The sequence below is a fragment of the Roseiconus lacunae genome (assembly GCF_008312935.1).
Lineage (GTDB): Bacteria > Planctomycetota > Planctomycetia > Pirellulales > Pirellulaceae > Stieleria > Stieleria lacunae.
Genome location: NZ_VSZO01000001.1, coordinates 797,177 through 817,524 on the forward strand (window position 1 = coordinate 797,177; position 20,348 = coordinate 817,524).

The following is a 20,348-nucleotide window of genomic DNA, read 5'->3' on the forward strand; positions in this document are numbered from 1 at the left end:
GGGTGCGGACGAAACACTCGTTTGTTCGGCTCACAAGTGAGTAGACAACAATTTTTGGATCACTCCGTAGTGGCCATGTAACCAAGCGATCGTACAGTTAGACCAACACTCGATCGGTTCGAGTCATTTTGATTTCCCTTTTCTAAAAGCGAACTTACACAGCGGACTGACACATGGGCTTGTTCGACCGTTTACGCAACGAACTCATCGACATCATTGAATGGATCGATGATTCGCACCACACACTTGTCTGGCGTTTCCCACGCTATCAGAACGAGATCAAAAATGGCGCCCAGTTGATTGTGCGTCCCGGACAAATGGCTGTATTGGTCAAAGGCGGCGAGATTGCCGACGTCTATGAGCCGGGGCACTACGAGCTCAGCACCGAAAACATGCCCGTGCTGTCGACGTTGATGGGGTGGAAGTATGGCTTCGAAAGCCCCTTCAAAGCCGAGGTGTACTTCGTCAGCACTCGCCAAATCACCGATTTAAAATGGGGCACGCCGAACCCCATCATGCTGCGAGACCCAGAATTCGGTCCGATCCGAATCCGTGCCTTTGGCACCTACGCGTTGCAAGCGACGGACCCGAAAGCATTGCTGCGGGAAATTGTAGGAACCGATGATGATTTCCGGTCCGACGAAATCACCGAGCTATTGCGATCGATGATCATTTCGGCGTTCAGCCAAACGCTGGGTGAATTGCAGATCGCGGCGCTTGACATGGCTAGCCGTTACCATGAGATCGCCGGACGTGTCCGCGATCACGTTGTCGAGCAAATCGACGACGAATACGGTTTGGACTGCCCACAGCTGGTACTGGTCAACGTTTCGCTGCCCGAAGAGGTCGAGAAGGCGCTCGACACACGTACCAGCATGGGCGTGATCGGAGATATGAACCGGTATCAACAATTCCAAATGGGCAACGCGCTTACCGAAGCCGCTTCTAACCCGTCCGGCGGCGGCGCGTCCGAAGGCATGGGGCTTGGCATGGGAATGGCGATGGCCAATCAAATGCTCAGCGGCGCGATGAATGCCGGAAACGCAGGCGCGATGGGAGCCGGTGCGGCTCCGCCGCCGCCACCTCCGGCGGGTTGGCACATCGCGGTGAACGGTCAAACCCAGGGCCCTTTTTCGATCGCACAGATTTCCTCGGGAATCGCCAGTGGCGAGGTTTCGCGGGACACGATGGTGTGGACCTCCGGCATGCAAGGCTGGTCGGCGGCGTCGACGGTTCCCGCCCTGGCAAACCTCTTCGGCGCACAAGCCCCGCCCCCACCTCCGCCTGCTCCCTAATCGAAAACAATCGCGTGCACGGTTCTCGACCTGAGTTATCTATCGACTTCTCTGGCGGAACGGAATGGTTGATCGATGCCCAAGGCTGTCGTGTCGATCGACTGACCGATCCGGCATGCATTCGCGCGATCTGTGATGATGTCCTGGCAAGTTTAAAACTAAATGTCGTCGCCGATCCGCTGTTGCATCGATTCGGTGGGCCCGGCGGCGTCACTGCGATGTATCTGCTGGCCGAATCCCATTTGACCTGCCACACGTACCCAGAAGTCGGATTCGCGACCTTCAACCTGTACTGCTGCCGGCAGCGTCCGCGTTGGAATTGGGAGGATGCCCTGCGGCAACACCTTGGCGCGACCGAGGTGCGGGTCCGTATGATCGATCGAAACGTCGATGCGATCACTCCAGCGGAATCTTCGAATTTCGCCCGACGAAGCGGAGCCAGCTCTCGATGAAAGGATTCAAAACCCAGTGCCCATCTTGTGGCGGTCCGACCGTTTTTCGCAATAGCTGGGCGCTCGTCACGATCTGCGATTTTTGTGGCACGACGATCGGACGCACCGACCGTGACGTCAAAGACCTGGGGAAATTTGCCGAGGTCAGCGACCCGGCATCGGGCCTGCGTCGTGGGATCAGTGGTCGCTGGAAAGGCAAACGGTTTCACATCGTCGGCCGTGTCCGTTATCGTCACTCCGGGGGCGGTAGCTGGGACGAATGGTACCTGGAATTTCCCGGCAACCGTGTCGGCTGGTTGAGCGAAGCGCAGGGGCAATTCGCCCTGACAACCCGTTACAACTTGGATAAAGGGATCGACCTGCCGTCCTACGACGGCGTCGAAGTCATGCAGCGCATTCCGCTGAAAGGCACCGAACTGACGGTCCGTGAAAAAGGCGTTGCCACCGCCGAAGGTGCCGAAGGTGAGATCCCCTGGGAGTTCGTTCCCGGTTCAGAACATTACTACGTCGACCTGCAAGGGGACGCCAAAGAAGTCGCCACATTTGAGTATGGCGACGAAGGCAGCCACGAAGGCCAAGCGGCTTTCCTCGGCACCGTCGTCACGCTCAGTGAACTTGGAATCGACGTCGAGCACCTGAAACCCGAGGTCGTCGATAGCGTTGACGCCGTTCAGCTTTCCTGCCCGAAATGCGCCGGTCCGCTCGCCTTGCGATCCCCCGACGACACACTGCGCATCGCCTGTCCGAACTGTTCGTCGATGCTGGATGTCGATGACGGTAAATTGTCGTTGTTCAAATCGCTGCATCAAGAAGCCGAACTGATTCAGATCCCACTCGGCAGCGAAGGCATGTTTGGCGACACCAAGTACGTCGTGATCGGATTCATGGAACGGTATGCCAAGTGGATGGGGCAGATTTTTCCCTGGGCGGAATACTTGCTCTACAACCGCGACACCGGCTATCGATGGTTGATCTGTAACGAAGGACATTGGTCACTGGCCGCACCGACGAACGAAGCTCCCAAAGGCGATTCTGCCAAGGTTCGCTACGATGGCGATACCTTTCGCATCTACGATCGTGGTACCGCCCATGTCCGATACCTACTCGGCGAGTTCTACTGGAAGGTCAACATCGGTGACATGGTAAAGACGTCTGACTATATCTGTCCGCCACGGATGTTGTCATTCGAACGAGCCGGATTTGGTAAGTCGCAAGAAGTCACGATTTCCGAATCGCACTACATCACCCCCGAAGAGGTCGAAACGATCTTCGGGGTCAAAGACCTGAAGCGACCTTGGGGCGTGGGCGTGATCCAACCCAAACCGACGCCGGGGCCACGATTCTGGATGGCTTGGATCGGGTTCCTGTTCTACCTGGTGTTCGCCGCCGTCGTGATCGGGCGTGGCAAAGCAGACTTTTGGCTGTTCCTTTACGCGGCCATCGGCGTTTCCATCATCCCCGCTTTGATGCTGTTGTACTTGCATAATTTCGAAGTCCAACGATGGAAGGACAGTGACTACAGCCCCTACGCGTCGGAGGATTGATCGATGAAACAAACTGTCTGGATCACCTTCCTTACGGTCGGCTTTTTAGTTTGTTCCTGGTTCACGATGGCCGCCGCGTTCGGCTGGAAAGCACCTAGCCTGGGCGTCGCCAAAGCGATCAGCAGTGGTTCGCGGTCGAGCAGCGGATACTACGGTGGAGGCCGATCGTATGGCGGATCATGGGGCTTTGGAAAATAACCGAACGCGATCACAATCGACGATCGAATCAAAGAGATGGAGAATCACACGATGATATTTTTAGAAACGGCGTTGCCCTTGGCTCAAGAGACGCCCACGGCGCTACAGCTTTTGGGCGCACACTTGGTCGCCGCGATTGTCTTTTCGGTCGTCGGGATTGTGGTGCTCGGCATCGCGATCTTGTTGATGGAAAAACTGACACCGTTTTCGATTTCCAAGGAGATCATCGAGGAGCATAACCAAGCCCTCGGAACGATCCTCGGTGCGATCTTTCTCGGCATCTCGATCATCATCGCGGCAGCCATCCTAGGATGATCAATCGCGCGCCGAATTACCTGCTGTATTTGAACGTTCTGGTCATCGCGACCTGCGGTCTGATTTACGAACTTTTGGCAGGCACCCTGGCGAGTTACCTGCTCGGCGACAGCGTCTCGCAATTTTCATTCGTGATCGGCGTGTATCTTTCGGCGCTCGGCATCGGGTCATGGTTGTCGAAATACGTCGACGACAAACTCGCCCGCACGTTCATCGAGATCGAACTTGCGCTCGCGCTGCTCGGTGGCCTTTCGACCCCACTGTTGTTTCTGGCGTTCGGTCACATCACTTGGTTTCGCATCGCCTTATTCAGTTCCGTCGTCGCGATCGGAACCCTGGTCGGACTCGAATTACCGCTTTTAATGCGGATCATGCGCGAGCATTTGGATTTCCGAGAACTGGTCGCCCGTGTCCTGACGTTTGATTACATCGGCGCTCTGCTGGCGTCCGTTCTATTTCCGATCTTTCTCGTGCCACGGCTTGGGCTGGTTCGAACGTCCGTGGTATTCGGAATTCTCAATGCCGCCGTCGGCCTATGGGGGACGTACCTGCTACGACCGCTGTTATCGAGTCGTGGACTGGGCGGGCTGCGCGGTCGTAGTTTCCTCGTGATTGGGATTTTAGCGATCGTGTTCATCAAAGCCGATGCGCTGACGCAGTGGTCTGAAGAATCCATTTTGGAAAACCCGATCGTTCATACGTCTCAATCGGAGTTTCAACGGATCGTCGTGACGAAGCATCGTGATGACTTCCAGCTTCATCTCAATGGTCACTTGCAATTCAATTCACGTGACGAGTATCGCTACCACGAAGCTCTCGTTCATCCGGTGCTCGGTGCCGCACCGTCGATCGAAAACGTCCTGGTCCTGGGCGGCGGTGACGGCTTGGCGGTTCGTGAAATTCTACGTTATCCCGATGTCCAATCGGTCACACTTGTCGACCTCGATCCCGCGATGACGGAACTGGCGACGAATTTCGAGCCACTTGCCGAACTGAATCAACACTCGTTGACCGATCCGCGCGTGACAGTGATCAACCGGGATGCCTTCGTCTGGATCGACGAAGGCGACGAACGGTTTGATGCCGCTGTGATCGACTTCCCAGACCCCGGCACCTACTCGGTCGGCAAGCTTTATACGACTCATTTCTTCAGCTTGCTTCATCGACGCCTCACCGATGACGCGGTTATTTCGGTGCAATGTACCTCACCACTTGTCGCGCCAAAATCATACTGGTGCATCTTAGAAACCATCCGTCAGGCCGGATTCGACGTCCAAGGCTACCGTGCCTCGGTGCCTACCTTCGGCGTGTGGGGCTTTGCCTTGGCGGACAAGTCACCGTTAAAGAGTGTTCCCGATGGATCGGCGTTCGCATTCCGTAAATTACCCGATCATTTGCGTTTTTTGAATGATCAAAACCGGTTGGCAATGTTTGCGTTGCCGCTTGACGTACAGCCGTTAAAAATCGATGCAAACCGTTTGAACAACCAAGCGTTGGTACGATACTACGAACAAGAATGGTCTCGTTGAGCACCAATTCGAAGCTCCTGGGACGAATCCGCTAGCGCACCGCGCTAGACCAACTGTTCGGGTTCGACTCATCAGCCGATGGGTGTTAGCCCCATGTGTTGCACCGAAACCGTGGCTAACGCCAACCGGCTAATCCTGTTTCCAAATGTTGACGAAGCGCGAGCGTCGCTCGCCGATCGCTTAGAATGCGTGGACGCTTGGATTGTTCAAGACCAAGGCTGCTTTCGATGATCGTGCTTCAATCATAGGCAGTCATTCACTCGTGTTAGTTCTACGATGAGTCTGATTCATGACACCCCGAACCGTTCGATTGGCTTCTGTTGTACTGTTGAACTTGGTCGTGCTGACGAGTGCAACCGTTGTGGAAGCTCAGGAATCATCCGAACGCCCCAGTGGCGTCTTTCACCGCGAAGTCATCTACGGTCATAAAGACGGCTTGGCGATGACATTTGATGTGTTTGAGCCCGACGGCGAAGCCAACGGGGCCGCAGTCGTATTCATCGTCAGTGGCGGTTGGCGATCGAAGTGGTCACCACCGACTCAAATGCGGATTTTGCTTTCGCCTTTTCTGGCTAGCGGTTACAAAGTCTTCGCGGTGCGGCACGGCAGCAGCCCACGGTATTCGATCGCGGAAGCGGTTTCGGATGTGCGCCGTGCCATCCGTGTGATCCGGAATGATTCGGGGCAGTACAACATTGATCCCCAACGGATCGGTTCGATCGGAATGAGCGCCGGCGGTCACTTGACGTTGATGCTGGCCACCACTGGTGACGATGGTGATCGCGACAGCAGTGATCCTCTTGAAAAGACAGGAAGCCGAATCACGGCGGGCGTTGCCTTGGTGCCGCCGAGTGACTTGACCAATTATGTCTGGAGCACTCCGGGGCTCGCCGACCAGTATCGCCGCTTTCCCGGACTGGACATTTCCAAGGAGGAAGCGAAATCAGTCTCGCCCTTGTACTTCGTTACTCCCGATGATGCACCCTGCTTAATCATCTCCGGCGGCAAAGACACGCTCGTCCTTCCCGAACAGGGCCGATGGATCCATGAAAAGATGGATGAGGCAGATGTCGAAAACAAATTCATCGTCTATGAAAACTCCGGTCACGGCTTGGGGAGCGACATGCACCACGCGATCACCGAAGCGATCGCTTGGTTCGATCAACATCTAACGCCGGCTCCGTAAAGTAGGTCAGACATTTCGTCCCTGGCAGAGTTCCCCTGTCGACTTCGACTTTCAATCGCATGAACGGATTAGGTGAAATCAAGCATGCTCTTGTGACCGGCGCTACCGGATTCATCGGCCAGCGACTGGTGGAGCATCTGACCTTGGGTGGGACTGAAGTCAGCTGTTTTGTTCGGCCGACATCCGATTGTTCGGTATTAGAGTCGTCGCAACCTCGCATCTACGTTGGCCAACTGAACGATCTAACATCGCTACGACGTGCGATCGAAGGGACTCAGGTTGTCTTCCATCTTGCCGGAACGACGAAAGCACTGCTGCGGCAGACATTCCACGAAGCAAACGTCGATGGCGCTCGTCACGTCGCTCAAGTCTGTGCCGAATGCGATGATCCGCCCACGATGATTCACGTTTCGTCGCTCGCCGCCGTCGGAGCCAGTTCGGGAAACGACGCCCGGGTGGAGTCCGATCTGCCATCACCGGTTTCGGATTATGGCCGTAGCAAACTCGCCGGCGAAGAGACAGTTAAAACTTTCGCCAACAGGATCCCGGTGACCATCGTGCGTCCGCCGATTGTCGTGGGGCCGAACGATCATGATGGCTTTGAAATGTTTCAGGGTATCAAGCGTTTCGGCGTTCATATCGTTCCTGGATCTCAAGACCACCGGTTCTCCGTCGTCCATGTCGACGATCTATGCGATGCGTTAATCCGCTTGGCACAAGTCGGTAAACGGGTCAGCCCGCTTGCGATCGATGACGGCGTTTACTTTGTAACGCTCCCCGAACGCCCCACCTATGCAGAGCTAGGACACATGATCGCGCGGTCACTCGGAAGGCAGCGAGCAAGAATCATCCGCCTTCCAATGCCGGTGCTGCGGGCGATCGCCGGGGCAAACCAGTGGATTTCGAAACTGCGTCACCGTCCACACATCCTTAATCTCGATAAAGCCCGTGAAGCCGCGGCAGGGTCATGGACTTGTAGTGCAGACAAACTGCGAAAGGATACTGATTTAAAGTTTGGTTGTTCACTTCAAGAACGTCTGGACCAAACCAGCCAATGGTATCGCGACCACCACTGGTTTTAATGCTCTGCCGAACACCGGGACCGTGGGCGGCGCCGTCGGCTTACGCATTGGATCATACCGATTTTCGAATCGGCCCTTACAACGACATCCGCTTTAATCGCATCGCATTGGTGACGATGACAAAATCGGATCCGACCATCGCGAGCGCCGCGGTAATCGGATGAAGCTCGCGAAGCCATAGCGGCAACGCGTCGACCCCGGCAAGGACTCCGGCCGCAATCGGAATCAGCGCGATGTTATAGGCGAATGCCCAGAACAAGTTTTGCTTAATGTTCCGCATCGTCGCCCGCGAGAGTTTGATCGCACGATCCACTCCGTGTAGATCACCGGCGAGCAAGGTCACATCGGCGGCTTCGATCGCGACGTCGGTGCCGGTGCCGATGGCGATACCGACGTCGGCTTTGGCAAGCGCCGGGGCGTCGTTGATACCATCGCCCACCATCGCCACACGATGCCCAGCGGCTTGCAGTCGGCTGATACGGTCTGTCTTTTCACCGGGGAGCACTTCGGCGATCACATCGGTGATGCCAACCTTGTCCGCGACCGCCGATGCCGTTTCTTGATTGTCCCCGGTCAGCATTGACACTTCGATGCCGCGATCTCGCAATGACCGGATCGCGTCGGCAGCTTCGGGCTTGATCTGATCGGCAACTGCGATCAAACCGGCGGGCTTTCCGTCGACTGAGACGCCGAGAACGGTCTTTGCCTCCGCACGAATCTTTGCAGCTTGTTGTTCAAACCTTGACATCTCGTCGGTCGCAGGAGCATCGGATGAACTCCAGGCAAATTCCAGGCGTCCAACCTTGACCTGTGATCGATCGAGTTTTGCTTCGATTCCGCGTCCGGTGAACGATTGCACGTCATCGGGATAAGACAACTCGATCTGTGATTCGTCAGCCTTTTTAACAATCGCTTTGGCGATCGGGTGCCCGCTGCCTCTTTCGGCACTCGCCGCAACACGCAGTATGGTCGACGCATCGAAATCGCCAAAAGGAACCACGTCGGTGACGAATTGTTGGCCCAACGTAACGGTCCCGGTCTTGTCCAGAACAACGTGATTGATCCCTCCGACCTGCTGGATCGCACCGCTTGATTTGAACAGCACACCGTTTTCTGCGCCCCGGCCCATCCCAACCGTGACCGCCAGCGGCGTCGCCAAACCCATCGCACAAGGGCACGAGATGATCAACACCGCGATCATTCGCAGCATCGCTGCGAGGGGATCGCCAACGACGAAGAACCAAACACAAAACGCCAGCAACGACACGAAAACAACGATCGGAACAAAGACCGCAGAGATCTGATCGGCAAGGTGTTGAATCGGTGCCTTCGTCGCCTGGGCTTCGTTGACTTGGCGTACGATTTTTGCCAGCGTGCTCTCTTTACCGACGGCGCTTGCACGGATCGTCAGCATACCGTCGCAATTCATCGTCGCCCCGATCACATCGCTGCCAGCCTGCTTGGCGACCGGAACGCTTTCCCCGGTAATCATACTTTCGTCGACGTCCGAACTGCCCGACAACACCGTTCCGTCGACGGGAATTTTCTCTCCCGGACGAACGATGACATGATCACCGCGAACGACCTCATCGATCGGAACTTCGACCTCTTGCAGATTCTTGAGCACGCGTGCCGACTTGGATTGTAAGTTCAACAACGCACCGATCGCATCACCCGTGCGAGAACGTGCCCGGCTTTCGATCCAGTGCCCCAAGATGACCAGTGTGATGATGGTCGCCGAGGTTTCAAAGTAAACATGATGACCAAGTAGGTGACTGCCAAACGTCAACGCAATCATGACGGCGACGCTGTAAGCAAACGCCACACTGGTGCTCATCGCAACCAATACGTCCATGTCGGCGACACCGTTTCGAAGGCTGCGGTACGCCCCGACATAAAACTTTGCACCGACCACGAACTGCACCGGGATCGCTAAGGCGAACATTAAATAGTTCACCCACGGAGCCATCGCCCATGACCCCCACAAACCAAAATCCCGTCCCATGCTAAGTACGAAAAGCGGCAGGGTCAGCGCGACGCCAAGCCACATCAACCAACGGGCGCGACGCTCCGAATCACGCGCGTCGTTTTCAAACGATTGCTCGTCATCTTGAACGGTAAAACCGGTCTGCCGAATCGCCTCGGCCAACTCATCCCGACTGGTTTCACCCGGCTGATAATCAACGACGACACTTCCCCCGGCGACGTTCACCACAGCGGATTCCACGGCCGCGTTACGGGTCAATGATTTTTCGATCGACCGGGCACAGTTGACGCATGTCATGCCGCCGACCGTGAATTCAATCCGTTCTTTGGCCGCCGTGGACGAATCAATGCTCGGGGAGTCAATGAGCGGCGGGTTCGAAATCGGCGTGGCAGCGTTTGACGGGGGCGTCGAATCAGTCGGCATGTTTTTTCTCCGGCCCCCGCGTGGATTCGTCGACGCGGCGTTCGTCCACCAAAATACGGACCGAAGGCGTGTCGAGGTCGTCGTACTGTCCATCGCGAATGCAATACAAGCAAGCGATCAATCCCGCCCCACCGAGCAACAGAGCAATTGGCAAAGCGATATACAGGACACTCATGTTTGAGCCGCAAGTTGTGGGACGATTCAGCCTTAGCGAGTCAGCTCCCCAACGTTTTTGGCCCGAAACGTGGGCCAAGCCAGGGTGACCGATAAGACAGAAATGGAGCTGATTGGCATCAAAATGGCGGCGATCAGGGGGCTGATAAAGCCAAAGATTGCCAATAGGACAGCAAAGACATTGTACGTCAATGAAATTGCAAAGGCCGTTCCAATCAGCCGGTTACACGATCGTGAAGCCTCAAGCAATTCCGCAATACTATGCAGCGTCCCGCTCGCCACGAACACACTCGCCGCCTGCAGACTGACCTCGGCGCCCCCTCGAACGGCGATCCCGACCTCGGCGGCGGCCAGCGACGCGGCATCGTTCGCGCCATCACCCACCATCAACACGGGCGACTGCGTTTTGTCGCTGACGATGGCCAATTTGTCTTCCGGTGATAGATCTCCCCGGGCCCGGTCAGCTTCGATTCCAAGCTGCCTCGCGACATCCTGGACCACGACCGGGTGATCCCCCGAAAGAATGCCCGTTTTCCAGCCCCGACGACGAAACGATTCGATCATCGCCGCCGCGTCAGGCTTTAAACGATCGGCCACTCCAATGACAGCCAACGCGATGGTATCGATTCCAACGATAATCGGTGAAATCCCCTGTTCGCTACAACGAGCGATCGCCGCGACAACGTCCTCGGTCATCGTGATGCCGTGGCGATCAAATAATCCCCGATTTCCGATCGTCACCGTTCGGCCTTCGACGCGACCGACGACACCACCGACCAGGACTTCGACATCAGAAGCGATCGCGTTCGCTTTCTGGCCGGACAATTCGGCTTCGCGGATGATCGCATCAGCAATCGGATGACGACATTCCTGTTCGATCGCCGCCGCATCCGCCAATATCTCAACCGGTCCGAAAACCAGTTCCGCCCGCGGTCGCCCTTCGGTCAGGGTTCCGGTTTTATCGAACCATGCCACCCCGGGTTTGCCCAGCTTTGCAAACACATCGCCGTCTCGGATCAGAACCTTTCGTTTCGCGGCGCGTCCCAGTGTGACCGCAACCGCCAGCGGGGTCGCCAGGGCGAGTGCACACGGGCAGGCAACGATCAACAGTGAAGTCGCATTTGCCGTTGCCAGATCGAGCCCATACGGCAACCACACCACAAAGGCGACGATCGCCAGCAAGGTCACGACGACAACGAAGACTCCTCCGATTCGATCGGCCAACTGAACAATCGGCGTTCGTCGCTGCATCGCCGATTCGACCGACTGCATGACTTGTCCGATTCGACTTTCGTTCCCTATCGCAGTGACTTCGACATCAATCGGCCGAGATAAGTTGACGGTGCCCGCGGTGACTTCTTCGCCAACCGAAACGGAAACGGGCACGCTTTCACCGGTCAGCAAAGAGCGATCGATCGACGTTTGTCCGGCGCGAACGATCCCATCGACGGGCAGGCTTTCGCCGGCGACAACGCGAATGATCTGTCCCGGCGAAAGCGCCGAAGTCAGGACCATCCGTCCGGAACCTTCCACCTGGTCAGCGGCGTCTTTGGAAACGTGTTCGGCAGTTTCGTCACCGGAACAAATCAAGCGAGCATGCTGGGGCGTGATCCGCAACAACAAGTCGACCGCGTTAGCCGCATGGTATTGACGACGAAACTGAATCCAACGTCCGATCAACAGCAAGAACACTAGCATCGCTAGCGAATCGAAATAAATTTCACCACTGTCGATGATCGCATGATAGAGTCCGACGATCGAGCCGACTGAAAGCCCCAACGCGACCGGCAGATCCATGTGAGGCGTTCGTGTCCGAATCGATGCCAACGCACTGACAAAGAAGGTACGCCCGGGAACCAAGACCGACGTCACGCCAAGCACGGTCCCCGCGATCCGCAAGAACAAACGGTGATCGGCGGCCACACCCGACGCGTCACCGGCGTACAGGGCAACGGCAATCCACATCGCATTGGCGGCACAAAAACCGGCGATTGCGATCTGCATCAGCATCTTTCGGTTCTCGGCCCGAAAGCGATCGACCGGTTCGGATGTCAGTGGTGCAAGTCCGTAGCCAAGTTTTGCGATCAGACGCGCGATCTCGCTAAGCTTGATCCGTTGCGGGTCAAACACAAGTTGCGTGGTGTGGTGATTCAGTTTGACTCGCGCGAGCAACCAACCATCGGTGCGTGAGGCAACATTTTCGATCAACCAGGCGCACGCGGCACAGTGCAAACCGACGATAGAGAGCTCCGTCGCCATCGTCCCATCATCGAGCGGACGCGGCGTCGAGGATCCCAGGAACAATTCATCATCGAACGATTCCCATCCGCCGGACGACGTGTCTTGGACCGAACCGGCGACGGTGTTCTGATCACGAATCGCGTAATAGGCATCGAGTCCCCAGCCGTGGATCAACTGGTAAGCTTGGCGGCACCCGTTGCAACAAAAGACGTCGTTGGGATCGGTGTCTGAGCGACACGGGGTTGCTAAACCACAATGTACACAGGGCAGTTCGCACCGTTTGCCGGTCGACTCGGACGTTGATTGTGATAGGGAATGACTTGGCGTTGCCACGATCGATCGCCCGAAAAACCTACGGATTAACTCGGCAGCAAGGCGGCAGCTTTTCGTCGGTTTGGTCGACTTGTTCGAGCAACGAACCTTCGGAAGCCAATTCGTCGAAACGTTCGAATCCGGCGAACCCACGGCCCGACGCGGTGAACAGTCCGGCGGTGATTAGAAAGACAGCAGCCACTGCCGGCACCAACTTGACAAATCGCTGAGACAGCAAACGCACTCCTGCGACAAGAGCCGTCAGTGCGGGCACGCTGCCCAACCAAAAGGCCGACATCACCACCGCCCCACCGATGGGCGATCCCGTCCCGGCGGCGATCAACGCAAACAGATACAACCAACCGCAAGGCAGCAGCGTCGTTAGCAGGCCCGTCGCGAAGGCCCGCCAAAGCACCGGCAATCCAAAAATATACGGACGCAGCTTGACCAACACTTTGCCGACCGCAGACGGTGTTGCGACCTTCGAAGTTGACGCCGGCCACCAAAGGCTGACCAGTTTGTAAAGCCCGATCAACACCATCGCGGTTCCGACGAAACGTGCCGCGGCGACTTGAATGCCGACCATGCCGCCACCGCTATCGATCAGACTGCCGATCAACCCGGCAACCGCTCCGGCGATCGCGTAGGTCACCAAGCGTCCGAGGTGATACAGCGTCGTCGACGCGGCCATCGTTTTTTTGCCAACTTTGTCACCGCTACCGCTGGCCCAAATCGCCAAGGGGCCACACATACCGACGCAGTGCAAACTTCCCATCACACTGGCCGTTACCACGGCGGTTGCCAGAACGACTAAAGGTGTCATCAGTCGGCCTCGATTTGAAACGTCATCGATTGAGTCATCGGTTCGGGGCCGCCTTCGATCGAAAGTTCCAACTGCCACAGCCCTGCCGCCGCAGCCGGTGCGAGGACGATGTAGCGTCCTCGTTCGGCATAATTGAACGTGACCTCGACGGCTTCGTCGGCATGGGCGTGATGATACAGCTTGCCGGTGATCGTTAGCTGATCAAGCGTCGCGTCTTCTCGGGTGTCGTCGATCGATAGTTCCAGTGCCCGCATGCCGCGTTGATCGGCGATGTCAGAGGGCTTCAGCTCGATCATCCAACCGAGACGATCGGCGGCGAGCGCCGCCTTGCGAGACTCGTCCCATCGCAGTGCTTCCTTGTGATAGTTCGGCACGACCGCAAAGGCCGGATCGCCGATCGCCAGATGGATCACCGATCCCATGATGACGCTTTGAATCAAAAACAAAAACAGCACCAACGAAATGTAGAACCGCTTCGCTCGTTTCTCTGCAGACTGCATGTCGGCGGCCTGCATCTCAGCTCGCTGTGGATTGGACGCCCCCGTGTTGTTCTGGTCCATTAACTCGGTCCCAAAAGAAAGAACTCGACGTCGCGTTCGTTTTCGCCGCCGTCGTTGATTGTGATCGCAACTTCTTTGCGTCCGGAGCCGCGGGTCAGACGACTGTCAAAGGTGATATTGATCGGCACCAGCACGGACTTGCCTGGCACCAACGTCATTTTGTCTTCGTCCATCACCTCGATCCCCAGCCCCAGTTCTGGCGCGGCGGTGATCGAATAGGTCTGTTCCTGGTCGGTTCGGTTGACCAATCGCATTCGGAATTGATTGACCACTTCCAAACTAGGCAACATCGTGAACGGCGATCCCGGCTGGCGAATGATTCGAGCGTCAAAACCCGACTTGGTCGAAATCGCGAACACAAGACCAGACATCAGACCTAATAAGATCAGCGGATAGACGATGGTCCGTGCCCGAAACATCCGTCGGACTTTCCCGGCGATTGAATCCTGTGAGCTGTATCGAATCAATCCGGTGGGTGACCCCACCTTTTCCATTACCGAATCGCAAGCATCGATGCACTGAGTGCAGTTAATACACTCCATCTGCAATCCCTTGCGGATATCGATGCCGGTCGGACAGACCACCACGCACTGGTTGCAGTCGACACAATCGCCGACGTTTTCACCTTCCAGATGCTTGCCCTTCTTTCGTGGTTCACCGCGGACATGGTCATATGCGACGACCATCGATTGTTCGTCCAGCATGACCGATTGAAACCGTCCATAAGGACAGGCGATCAAACACAACTGCTCGCGGAAGAACATGAAATCGAACAGCATCAAACCGACCGTGAACACCATCACCAGGAACGGCATGGGGTGTTCGATCGGCGAGCGTCGCACCCATTCGGAAAGCCGGTCGACGCCAACGAAGTAGGCTAAAAAGGTGTGTGCAAGAAACGCACAGAGGACAAAGTAAACGGCGAAACGAGCGACTTGTAAGGCGCCGCTGACGGCGTGCCGTGGTTTGCCACCTTTGCCCTTCGTGCCTTCGAACAATCGATCGATCGGCCGGAACAGAAATTCCATGTAAACGGTTTGTGGGCAAGCCCAACCACACCAGACCCGTCCGGCGATGGCGGTGACGAGCACAATGCTGACAAAGACCGTCAGGATCAGCAGTGCCAGCAGCAGCGTGTCGGTCGGCAAGAACGTTCGACCGAAAATCGTGAATTGGCGGGCGGCGATGTCCAGCAGCACCAACGGTTTGCCGTTGATGCTTAGGTGCGGGATGGCGACAAAGATCACCATCAGGATGTAAGCGACGACGCGTCGTTTGTGCCACCAGAAACCGGTCGACAGCCGCGGCCGAAGCCAACGACGACTGCCGTCTTTCTCCAGCGTGCTCAGGACATGCTCGGGAGCGTCCAGCAGTGCATCATTGTCGGGGACAGTCTTGGTGGTCATCTTACATCTCGGGGTTTGAGTTACGCTGGTCCCTCTGCGTCAGCCTCCTCTCCTTCGCCTCCCTCGGTTGTCTCTGCGTCGTCGGCCGGAACATCAGGCCAAGGTGCGATCTGACGACCTTCGGCGGGTCGTCCGTCGACATTGTTGCCGCGCATCTTGGCGACATAGGCTGAAACGAGAACCATCTCATTGATGTGCAAGCGATTGGACCATTTCGGCATCGCACCGTTGCCGGCGCCGTTGGCAATCACCATTCCGATGTCGCCGATCTCGGCGACGTTCTTGTAAAAATCATCGGTCAAGTTCGGTCCGACTTTACCTTCGCCCTCGCGTCCATGGCACGACACGCAATTGGCACGAAAGACCGCTTCACCGACCTTCACCCAACTATCCTTGCCCATGAACTTGGCGATGGTCGGACCGTCGAGTTTCAACTCGCCGATTTCCTCGAATTGCAATCGAGTATTTTCCGCCAACGCGACGTTGTAGGAATCTTCGAGCGATCGGCCTTTGGTTCCACTGTGATAGAACACCCAATAGAACGGACAAAACACGATCGAAGCGATGAACAACCACTTCCACCAACCGGGCAGCGGATTGTCGTACTCTTCGATGCCGTCGTAGGCGTGATCAGTTTTTGGAGTCTCACTCACTGCGGGGGTCCTCGGGTTGATCGCTAAGTGGAATCGATGCGAATCGGTCCGTCGCACTATTGCTCAACCGAAACGCCGCGAAGAAGACCAACGCGAACGTCCCCACGAAGAGCGCCAAAGCGATCTCGGCACAGACCGAATAATCGAGGGACGAAACTAAATCTCGAATCATGATGGATGCTTACCAAAGGTCATCGAACCGGCGGTCGGCCGATCCGCTTGATTGATCAATGTTCAAACACTGAAAACGTTCGCCTAACGAACACGTCTAACGGGTCGCGCTCTCCGCTCCGGCGGTGATTTCGGCGACATCCGCGTCGGCCTCGGCGGCCGCCTCTTCGCCACCTTCCGCGTCGGCGTTTTCGGGTTCAGGCGTCTTAAACAAATCGACTCCGATCCGCTGCAGGTACGCAATCAGCGCCACCGCCTGCCGGTCCATTGTGTTGGCCGGTCCGCCCTGGGAAACAATTTCCGCGGCGATCCGTTCGGCTTGCTTGTAAGCGACCTCTTCGGTGTTGTGTAAATCGTCGTCGCTATACGGGGCACCGAGGTGCCACGCTGCTTTGACGTGCGGTGCGATTGCGCTGAACTTCAATTCGGAATCCAGCAAGTGTCGGTAGCTCGGCATCACCGAACCTGGCGACACCTCTTCGGGATTCTCGAAGTGACGCCAGTGCCAGAAGCTACTTTGTCGACCGCCTTCACGGGCCAAGTCGGGGCCGATACGACGACTGCCCCACTGGAACGGACGATCGTAAACGAACTCGCCCGGCTTGCTGTATTCACCATAGCGCTTGGTTTCCGCCACCATCGGACGGATCATCTGCGAGTGGCAGTTGTAACAGCCTTCGGAGACGTAAATGTGACGGCCGTAAAGCTCCAGCGGCGTGTAGGGTTCTACCGTCGCGATCGTCGGCACGTTGGACCGAATGAGGAACGTCGGGATCAGTTCGAACAACGTCGCACTGACCACCGCGATGGTCACCAGGATGGTGAAGGTCACCGGCAAACGTTCCCAGCGACGGTGCCAACCCATCTTGGCCCACACCGACATGCCTTTCCCCAAGTCCAACATCGGGACGTCTTTGTATTCGTCATCCTTCGTTTCCGGCTTCGAATCGCGATAGCTTTTGCTAAGTGGCGCGGCGGTGTAGACGGGCACTTCGTAGGTCGATGGGCGACCGAACCAAGTCATCAACGTATTGACGCACAACATGCAGACGCCGGCGACGTATAACAATCCGCCGAGCACACGCAACCACCAAAGCACGACGATCGATTGAACCGTTTCGACAAAGTCGGGGTACATCAGGTTGCCCGTCTCGTCCATCGCTCGCCACATCAAACCCTGCATCAAACCGGCGGCATAAATCGGGATGATGTAAAGTAATATGCCGATCGTCCCGGTCCAGAAGTGCAAGCTGACCAGCTTGTCACTCCAAATCTTGGTTTGATAAATCCGCGGCAATAACCAGTACAGCATCCCGAACGCCATGAACCCGTTCCAGCCGAGTGCCCCCGAGTGAACGTGGGCGATCGTCCAGTCGGTGTAGTGGCTCAGTGCGTTGACCGACTTGACCGACAGCAACGGGCCTTCAAACGTTGCCATGCCGTAGAACGTCACGCCGACGACGAAGAATTTTAACACCGGGTCCGCGGCAACCTTGTGCCATGCACCGCGCAAGGTCAACAAACCGTTGATCATCCCGCCCCAACTGGGCATCCAAAGCATGACGCTAAAGAGCATCCCCAGTGTGCTAGCCCATTCCGGTAGCGCGGTGTAGTGCAAGTGGTGAGGTCCGGCCCAGATATAAATGAAGACCAACGACCAAAAGTGAATGATGCTCAAGCGATAGCTGAAGACCGGACGGTCGGCCGCCTTGGGCAGGAAGTAGTACATCAAACCGAGAAACGGCGTGGTCAAAAAGAACGCCACCGCGTTGTGACCGTACCACCACTGCATGAACGCGTCCTGAACACCCGCGTAAACGCTGTAACCTTTGAACCAACCGGCGGGAACGCACAAGTTGTTGAACACGTGCAGCACCGCGACGGTGATGATCGTCGCGATGTAAAACCAAAGCGCGACATACATGTGACGCTCGCGACGCTTGATCAACGTCATCAAGAAGTTGCCGCCGAAAATGAACAGCCATACGACCGCGATCAGCAAGTCAATCGGCCACTCCAGCTCCGCGTACTCGCGACTCTGTGTGATTCCAAAAGGAATCGTCGCCGCGGCCAGCACAATGATTAACTGCCACCCCCAAAAGTGAAGCCGACTGAGCACGTCGCTCCACATCCGCGCCTTGCACAATCGCTGAGTGCTGTAATAGACGGCCGCGAAGATCGCGTTGCCGGCGAACGCAAAAATTGCCGCATTGGTGTGCAGCGGACGCAGCCGTGCGAAGGTCAGATACGGAACGCCTTCGGTCGCACTCGGCATGACCAGCAGCACCGCCACGATCACTCCGACAAGCGTCGCAACAAGTGCCCAAAGGATGGTCGCGGTCGCGAATAGCCGAACGATCGCATCGTCATAGCTGAACGACTCTAACGCGCCTGATCCGCCAGCCGTCTTGGCCATCGAGGAATCAGTTTGCCCGACTTCAGTGTCCGAGGAGGTGGCACTGCTAGTTTCCATCGCAACGATAATCTGTATGGCGGGGAATAGAGGCAGCGAAAAACGGTTGCCCGTGACCGAGCTGCCTGTGAGAGGAACACAATATTTCTAACAAATCATGCCGCGATCTTAGAGCGACATTCGTGGTTAACTAGTCCATCGCGGCGATACGCCGCAAACCCAATGGCGTTCGTGACGCTTTGCCGCACAAAAGCCGTGGTTTAAAACAACGCAAGGTGTTGATAAAGCGTGTTTTCGAGCACAATCTCGACACCGCACGTGCCCTATCGCACACTGTCAACCACGACGGTCAAAACGTGTCGTTTCGTTGTCGGTCGGATCGTTTCTGAACCTCGACTTCACCATCAGACGACGAGCCAACACACCTTCATTCGGCGACCGAACTGTAGATTGATTAGTCTCATTAGCTAGAGAGGGTGATCAGCAAACAGACCGATCTTCGAATCGACTGGTTTGATCATTCGCCCAAGCCGCCATCGTACCACAGCCGCGTAGGGCGATCAGACCCTACCGTCAGCCTGTCCCCGGACCTACCCGCCAATGCGTTTCCGATTCATCACTCGCCCCCAGACGAATTCGACGAATTCTTCGGTATGCAAGTTTTCAACAAGCCGGCTTCGGACGGACAGGCGAACATCCACTTTCGATTCGATCGCATTGCTTCTGCTGTTCGCCAGTCTTGGGTGTACGCCCGCCACTGATACACCCGCCCCCGACACACCCGCCGAGCCACCGGAGCTTGCGCGGCATGAGCCATTGCGAGAAAACGACAAACGTCATCCGGAGGCGACAGTTGCGACTCAATTGGCCGCGGGACGTTCCGGCCAATCGGACCGACTTGAATTCCGGGCAACCGTGATCGACGATCGAGCTTTCGAGGCAATCGGCGGCAAAGACACCTGGTTAAAGACCGTCATTGCCGATCGAGGAAAGGTCACCGATGAAGGCCTGAAATCGATCGCCGCCTTGCCTCACCTGACCCACCTCCGCCTCCGCCAGTCACCGATCAGCGACGTGGGCATGCGATTGCTAGCTGAGGCCCCAAAGCTTCAGATTTTAAATTTGCCCCAGTGCGACGCCACTGCCGAAGGCGTCGCTTCGCTTGCGTCGCTTAAATCCCTTCGCAACCTTCGGCTCGGAGGAACGCGGCTGACCGCCGAAACCGCCCCAGCGATCGGGCAACTCAAAAGCCTGCGGGCCCTGCATCTGATCGGCGTGCCCATCGACGATGCGGGTCTGCGTGAAATCGCCGCCTTACCGCATTTGCGTTCGCTTTACCTTGATGACGCGAAGGTCAGCGATGACGGCTGGACCTGGTTCCAAGAAAACCACCCGCAAATTCACGTCCATGTCAATCAACGACATTTGGACCGCTCGATCCCCGATCATGACCAACCGGATTGACACAAGATCACCCGAGCAACCTGGCACCCCTTTTGTCACACGGGCTTTCGCTCGCCTGCCCGGATCGGCGAGGTCGCCGAAGTCGTCTAAAATCGTCCGTGCCGACCCCCGGAACGACCG

18 protein-coding genes are annotated in these 20,348 nt (G+C 56.7%); 9 read left to right on the forward strand and 9 right to left on the reverse strand.

What is annotated here, in order from left to right:
* Positions 1 to 173: 173 nt before the first annotated feature.
* From FYC48_RS02730 to FYC48_RS02765, 8 genes are all read left to right on the forward strand, one after another.
* Complete coding sequence (locus FYC48_RS02730) at positions 174 to 1,295, forward strand: SPFH domain-containing protein (RefSeq protein ID WP_149495140.1); 1,122 nt, start codon at positions 174 to 176, stop codon at positions 1,293 to 1,295.
* A 14-nt stretch (positions 1,296 to 1,309) separates the two neighbouring features.
* Positions 1,310 to 1,747 carry an S-adenosylmethionine decarboxylase family protein gene (locus FYC48_RS02735; protein WP_200836520.1) on the forward strand — a complete coding sequence of 146 codons (438 nt, stop codon included), beginning with the start codon at positions 1,310 to 1,312 and terminating at the stop codon, positions 1,745 to 1,747.
* Entirely contained in the window at positions 1,744 to 3,291 is a 1,548-nt protein-coding gene (locus FYC48_RS02740; RefSeq protein ID WP_149495141.1) for a DUF4178 domain-containing protein, read from the forward strand. The genes FYC48_RS02735 and FYC48_RS02740 overlap by 4 nt, the downstream gene beginning before the upstream one ends.
* A 3-nt stretch (positions 3,292 to 3,294) precedes the next feature.
* A complete protein-coding gene (locus FYC48_RS02745; protein WP_149495142.1) occupies positions 3,295 to 3,489 on the forward strand; it encodes a hypothetical protein in 195 nt (64 codons plus the stop codon).
* Positions 3,490 to 3,540: 51 nt separating this feature from the next.
* Entirely contained in the window at positions 3,541 to 3,804 is a 264-nt protein-coding gene (locus tag FYC48_RS02750) for a DUF350 domain-containing protein (RefSeq protein ID WP_230780319.1), read from the forward strand.
* A complete protein-coding gene (locus tag FYC48_RS02755) occupies positions 3,801 to 5,333 on the forward strand; it encodes a polyamine aminopropyltransferase (protein ID WP_149495144.1) in 1,533 nt (510 codons plus the stop codon). The genes FYC48_RS02750 and FYC48_RS02755 overlap by 4 nt, the downstream gene beginning before the upstream one ends.
* 289 nt (positions 5,334 to 5,622) lie before the next feature.
* Entirely contained in the window at positions 5,623 to 6,519 is an 897-nt protein-coding gene (locus FYC48_RS02760) for an alpha/beta hydrolase (protein ID WP_149495145.1), read from the forward strand.
* Positions 6,520 to 6,578: 59 nt separating this feature from the next.
* Entirely contained in the window at positions 6,579 to 7,601 is a 1,023-nt protein-coding gene (locus FYC48_RS02765; RefSeq protein ID WP_149495146.1) for an NAD-dependent epimerase/dehydratase family protein, read from the forward strand.
* Between the two features lie 76 nt (positions 7,602 to 7,677).
* Here FYC48_RS02765 and FYC48_RS02770 read toward each other — a convergent pair whose 3' ends face one another.
* The 9 genes from FYC48_RS02770 to ccoN all read right to left on the reverse strand — a co-directional run bounded on the left by FYC48_RS02770 (position 7,678) and on the right by ccoN (position 18,767).
* The gene (locus FYC48_RS02770) at positions 7,678 to 10,011 is read right to left on the reverse strand and encodes a heavy metal translocating P-type ATPase (protein ID WP_149495147.1); all 2,334 of its coding nucleotides are present in this window, start codon (positions 10,009 to 10,011) and stop codon (positions 7,678 to 7,680) included.
* Positions 10,001 to 10,186, reverse strand: a complete 186-nt coding sequence (gene ccoS / locus FYC48_RS02775) for a cbb3-type cytochrome oxidase assembly protein CcoS (protein WP_149495148.1) — start codon at positions 10,184 to 10,186, stop codon at positions 10,001 to 10,003. Before ccoS ends, FYC48_RS02770 begins: the two co-directional genes overlap by 11 nt.
* Before the next feature lie 32 nt (positions 10,187 to 10,218).
* Positions 10,219 to 12,759 carry a heavy metal translocating P-type ATPase gene (locus tag FYC48_RS02780; RefSeq protein ID WP_390622101.1) on the reverse strand — a complete coding sequence of 847 codons (2,541 nt, stop codon included), beginning with the start codon at positions 12,757 to 12,759 and terminating at the stop codon, positions 10,219 to 10,221.
* A gap of 19 nt (positions 12,760 to 12,778) precedes the next feature.
* Positions 12,779 to 13,561: a sulfite exporter TauE/SafE family protein gene (locus tag FYC48_RS02785; protein ID WP_149495149.1), complete on the reverse strand. Its 783-nt coding sequence runs from the start codon at positions 13,559 to 13,561 to the stop codon at positions 12,779 to 12,781.
* Positions 13,561 to 14,121: a FixH family protein gene (locus FYC48_RS02790; RefSeq protein WP_149495150.1), complete on the reverse strand. Its 561-nt coding sequence runs from the start codon at positions 14,119 to 14,121 to the stop codon at positions 13,561 to 13,563. The genes FYC48_RS02785 and FYC48_RS02790 overlap by 1 nt, the downstream gene beginning before the upstream one ends.
* Positions 14,121 to 15,527: a cytochrome c oxidase accessory protein CcoG gene (gene ccoG / locus FYC48_RS02795; RefSeq protein WP_149495151.1), complete on the reverse strand. Its 1,407-nt coding sequence runs from the start codon at positions 15,525 to 15,527 to the stop codon at positions 14,121 to 14,123. The genes FYC48_RS02790 and ccoG overlap by 1 nt, the downstream gene beginning before the upstream one ends.
* Before the next feature lie 20 nt (positions 15,528 to 15,547).
* The gene (locus FYC48_RS02800; protein ID WP_149495152.1) at positions 15,548 to 16,180 is read right to left on the reverse strand and encodes a cbb3-type cytochrome c oxidase N-terminal domain-containing protein; all 633 of its coding nucleotides are present in this window, start codon (positions 16,178 to 16,180) and stop codon (positions 15,548 to 15,550) included.
* Positions 16,173 to 16,352, reverse strand: a complete 180-nt coding sequence (locus tag FYC48_RS02805) for a hypothetical protein (RefSeq protein WP_149495153.1) — start codon at positions 16,350 to 16,352, stop codon at positions 16,173 to 16,175. Before FYC48_RS02805 ends, FYC48_RS02800 begins: the two co-directional genes overlap by 8 nt.
* Positions 16,353 to 16,448: 96 nt before the next feature.
* Entirely contained in the window at positions 16,449 to 18,767 is a 2,319-nt protein-coding gene (gene ccoN / locus FYC48_RS02810; protein WP_235034037.1) for a cytochrome-c oxidase, cbb3-type subunit I, read from the reverse strand.
* A 714-nt stretch (positions 18,768 to 19,481) separates the two neighbouring features.
* On the opposite strand from ccoN, the gene FYC48_RS02815 reads away from it, so the two are divergent.
* Positions 19,482 to 20,228: a leucine-rich repeat domain-containing protein gene (locus FYC48_RS02815; RefSeq protein ID WP_160149287.1), complete on the forward strand. Its 747-nt coding sequence runs from the start codon at positions 19,482 to 19,484 to the stop codon at positions 20,226 to 20,228.
* Positions 20,229 to 20,348 lie beyond the last annotated feature (120 nt).

Bases quoted from the DNA above. Each gene is read 5' to 3' on its own strand.
- FYC48_RS02785 (WP_149495149.1), bottom strand. From the start codon at position 13,561: ATGACACCTTTAGTCGTTCTGGCAACCGCCGTGGTAACGGCCAGTGTG.
- ccoS (WP_149495148.1), bottom strand. From the start codon at position 10,186: ATGAGTGTCCTGTATATCGCTTTGCCAATTGCTCTGTTGCTCGGTGGG.
- FYC48_RS02760 (WP_149495145.1), top strand. From the start codon at position 5,623: ATGACACCCCGAACCGTTCGATTGGCTTCTGTTGTACTGTTGAACTTG.
- FYC48_RS02790 (WP_149495150.1), bottom strand. From the start codon at position 14,121: ATGGACCAGAACAACACGGGGGCGTCCAATCCACAGCGAGCTGAGATG.
- ccoN (WP_235034037.1), bottom strand. From the start codon at position 18,767: ATGGCCAAGACGGCTGGCGGATCAGGCGCGTTAGAGTCGTTCAGCTAT.
- FYC48_RS02740 (WP_149495141.1), top strand. From the start codon at position 1,744: ATGAAAGGATTCAAAACCCAGTGCCCATCTTGTGGCGGTCCGACCGTT.
- ccoG (WP_149495151.1), bottom strand. From the start codon at position 15,527: ATGACCACCAAGACTGTCCCCGACAATGATGCACTGCTGGACGCTCCC.
- FYC48_RS02750 (WP_230780319.1), top strand. From the start codon at position 3,541: ATGATATTTTTAGAAACGGCGTTGCCCTTGGCTCAAGAGACGCCCACG.
- FYC48_RS02770 (WP_149495147.1), bottom strand. From the start codon at position 10,011: ATGCCGACTGATTCGACGCCCCCGTCAAACGCTGCCACGCCGATTTCG.
- FYC48_RS02745 (WP_149495142.1), top strand. From the start codon at position 3,295: ATGAAACAAACTGTCTGGATCACCTTCCTTACGGTCGGCTTTTTAGTT.
- FYC48_RS02755 (WP_149495144.1), top strand. From the start codon at position 3,801: ATGATCAATCGCGCGCCGAATTACCTGCTGTATTTGAACGTTCTGGTC.
- FYC48_RS02805 (WP_149495153.1), bottom strand. From the start codon at position 16,352: ATGATTCGAGATTTAGTTTCGTCCCTCGATTATTCGGTCTGTGCCGAG.
- FYC48_RS02730 (WP_149495140.1), top strand. From the start codon at position 174: ATGGGCTTGTTCGACCGTTTACGCAACGAACTCATCGACATCATTGAA.
- FYC48_RS02765 (WP_149495146.1), top strand. From the start codon at position 6,579: ATGAACGGATTAGGTGAAATCAAGCATGCTCTTGTGACCGGCGCTACC.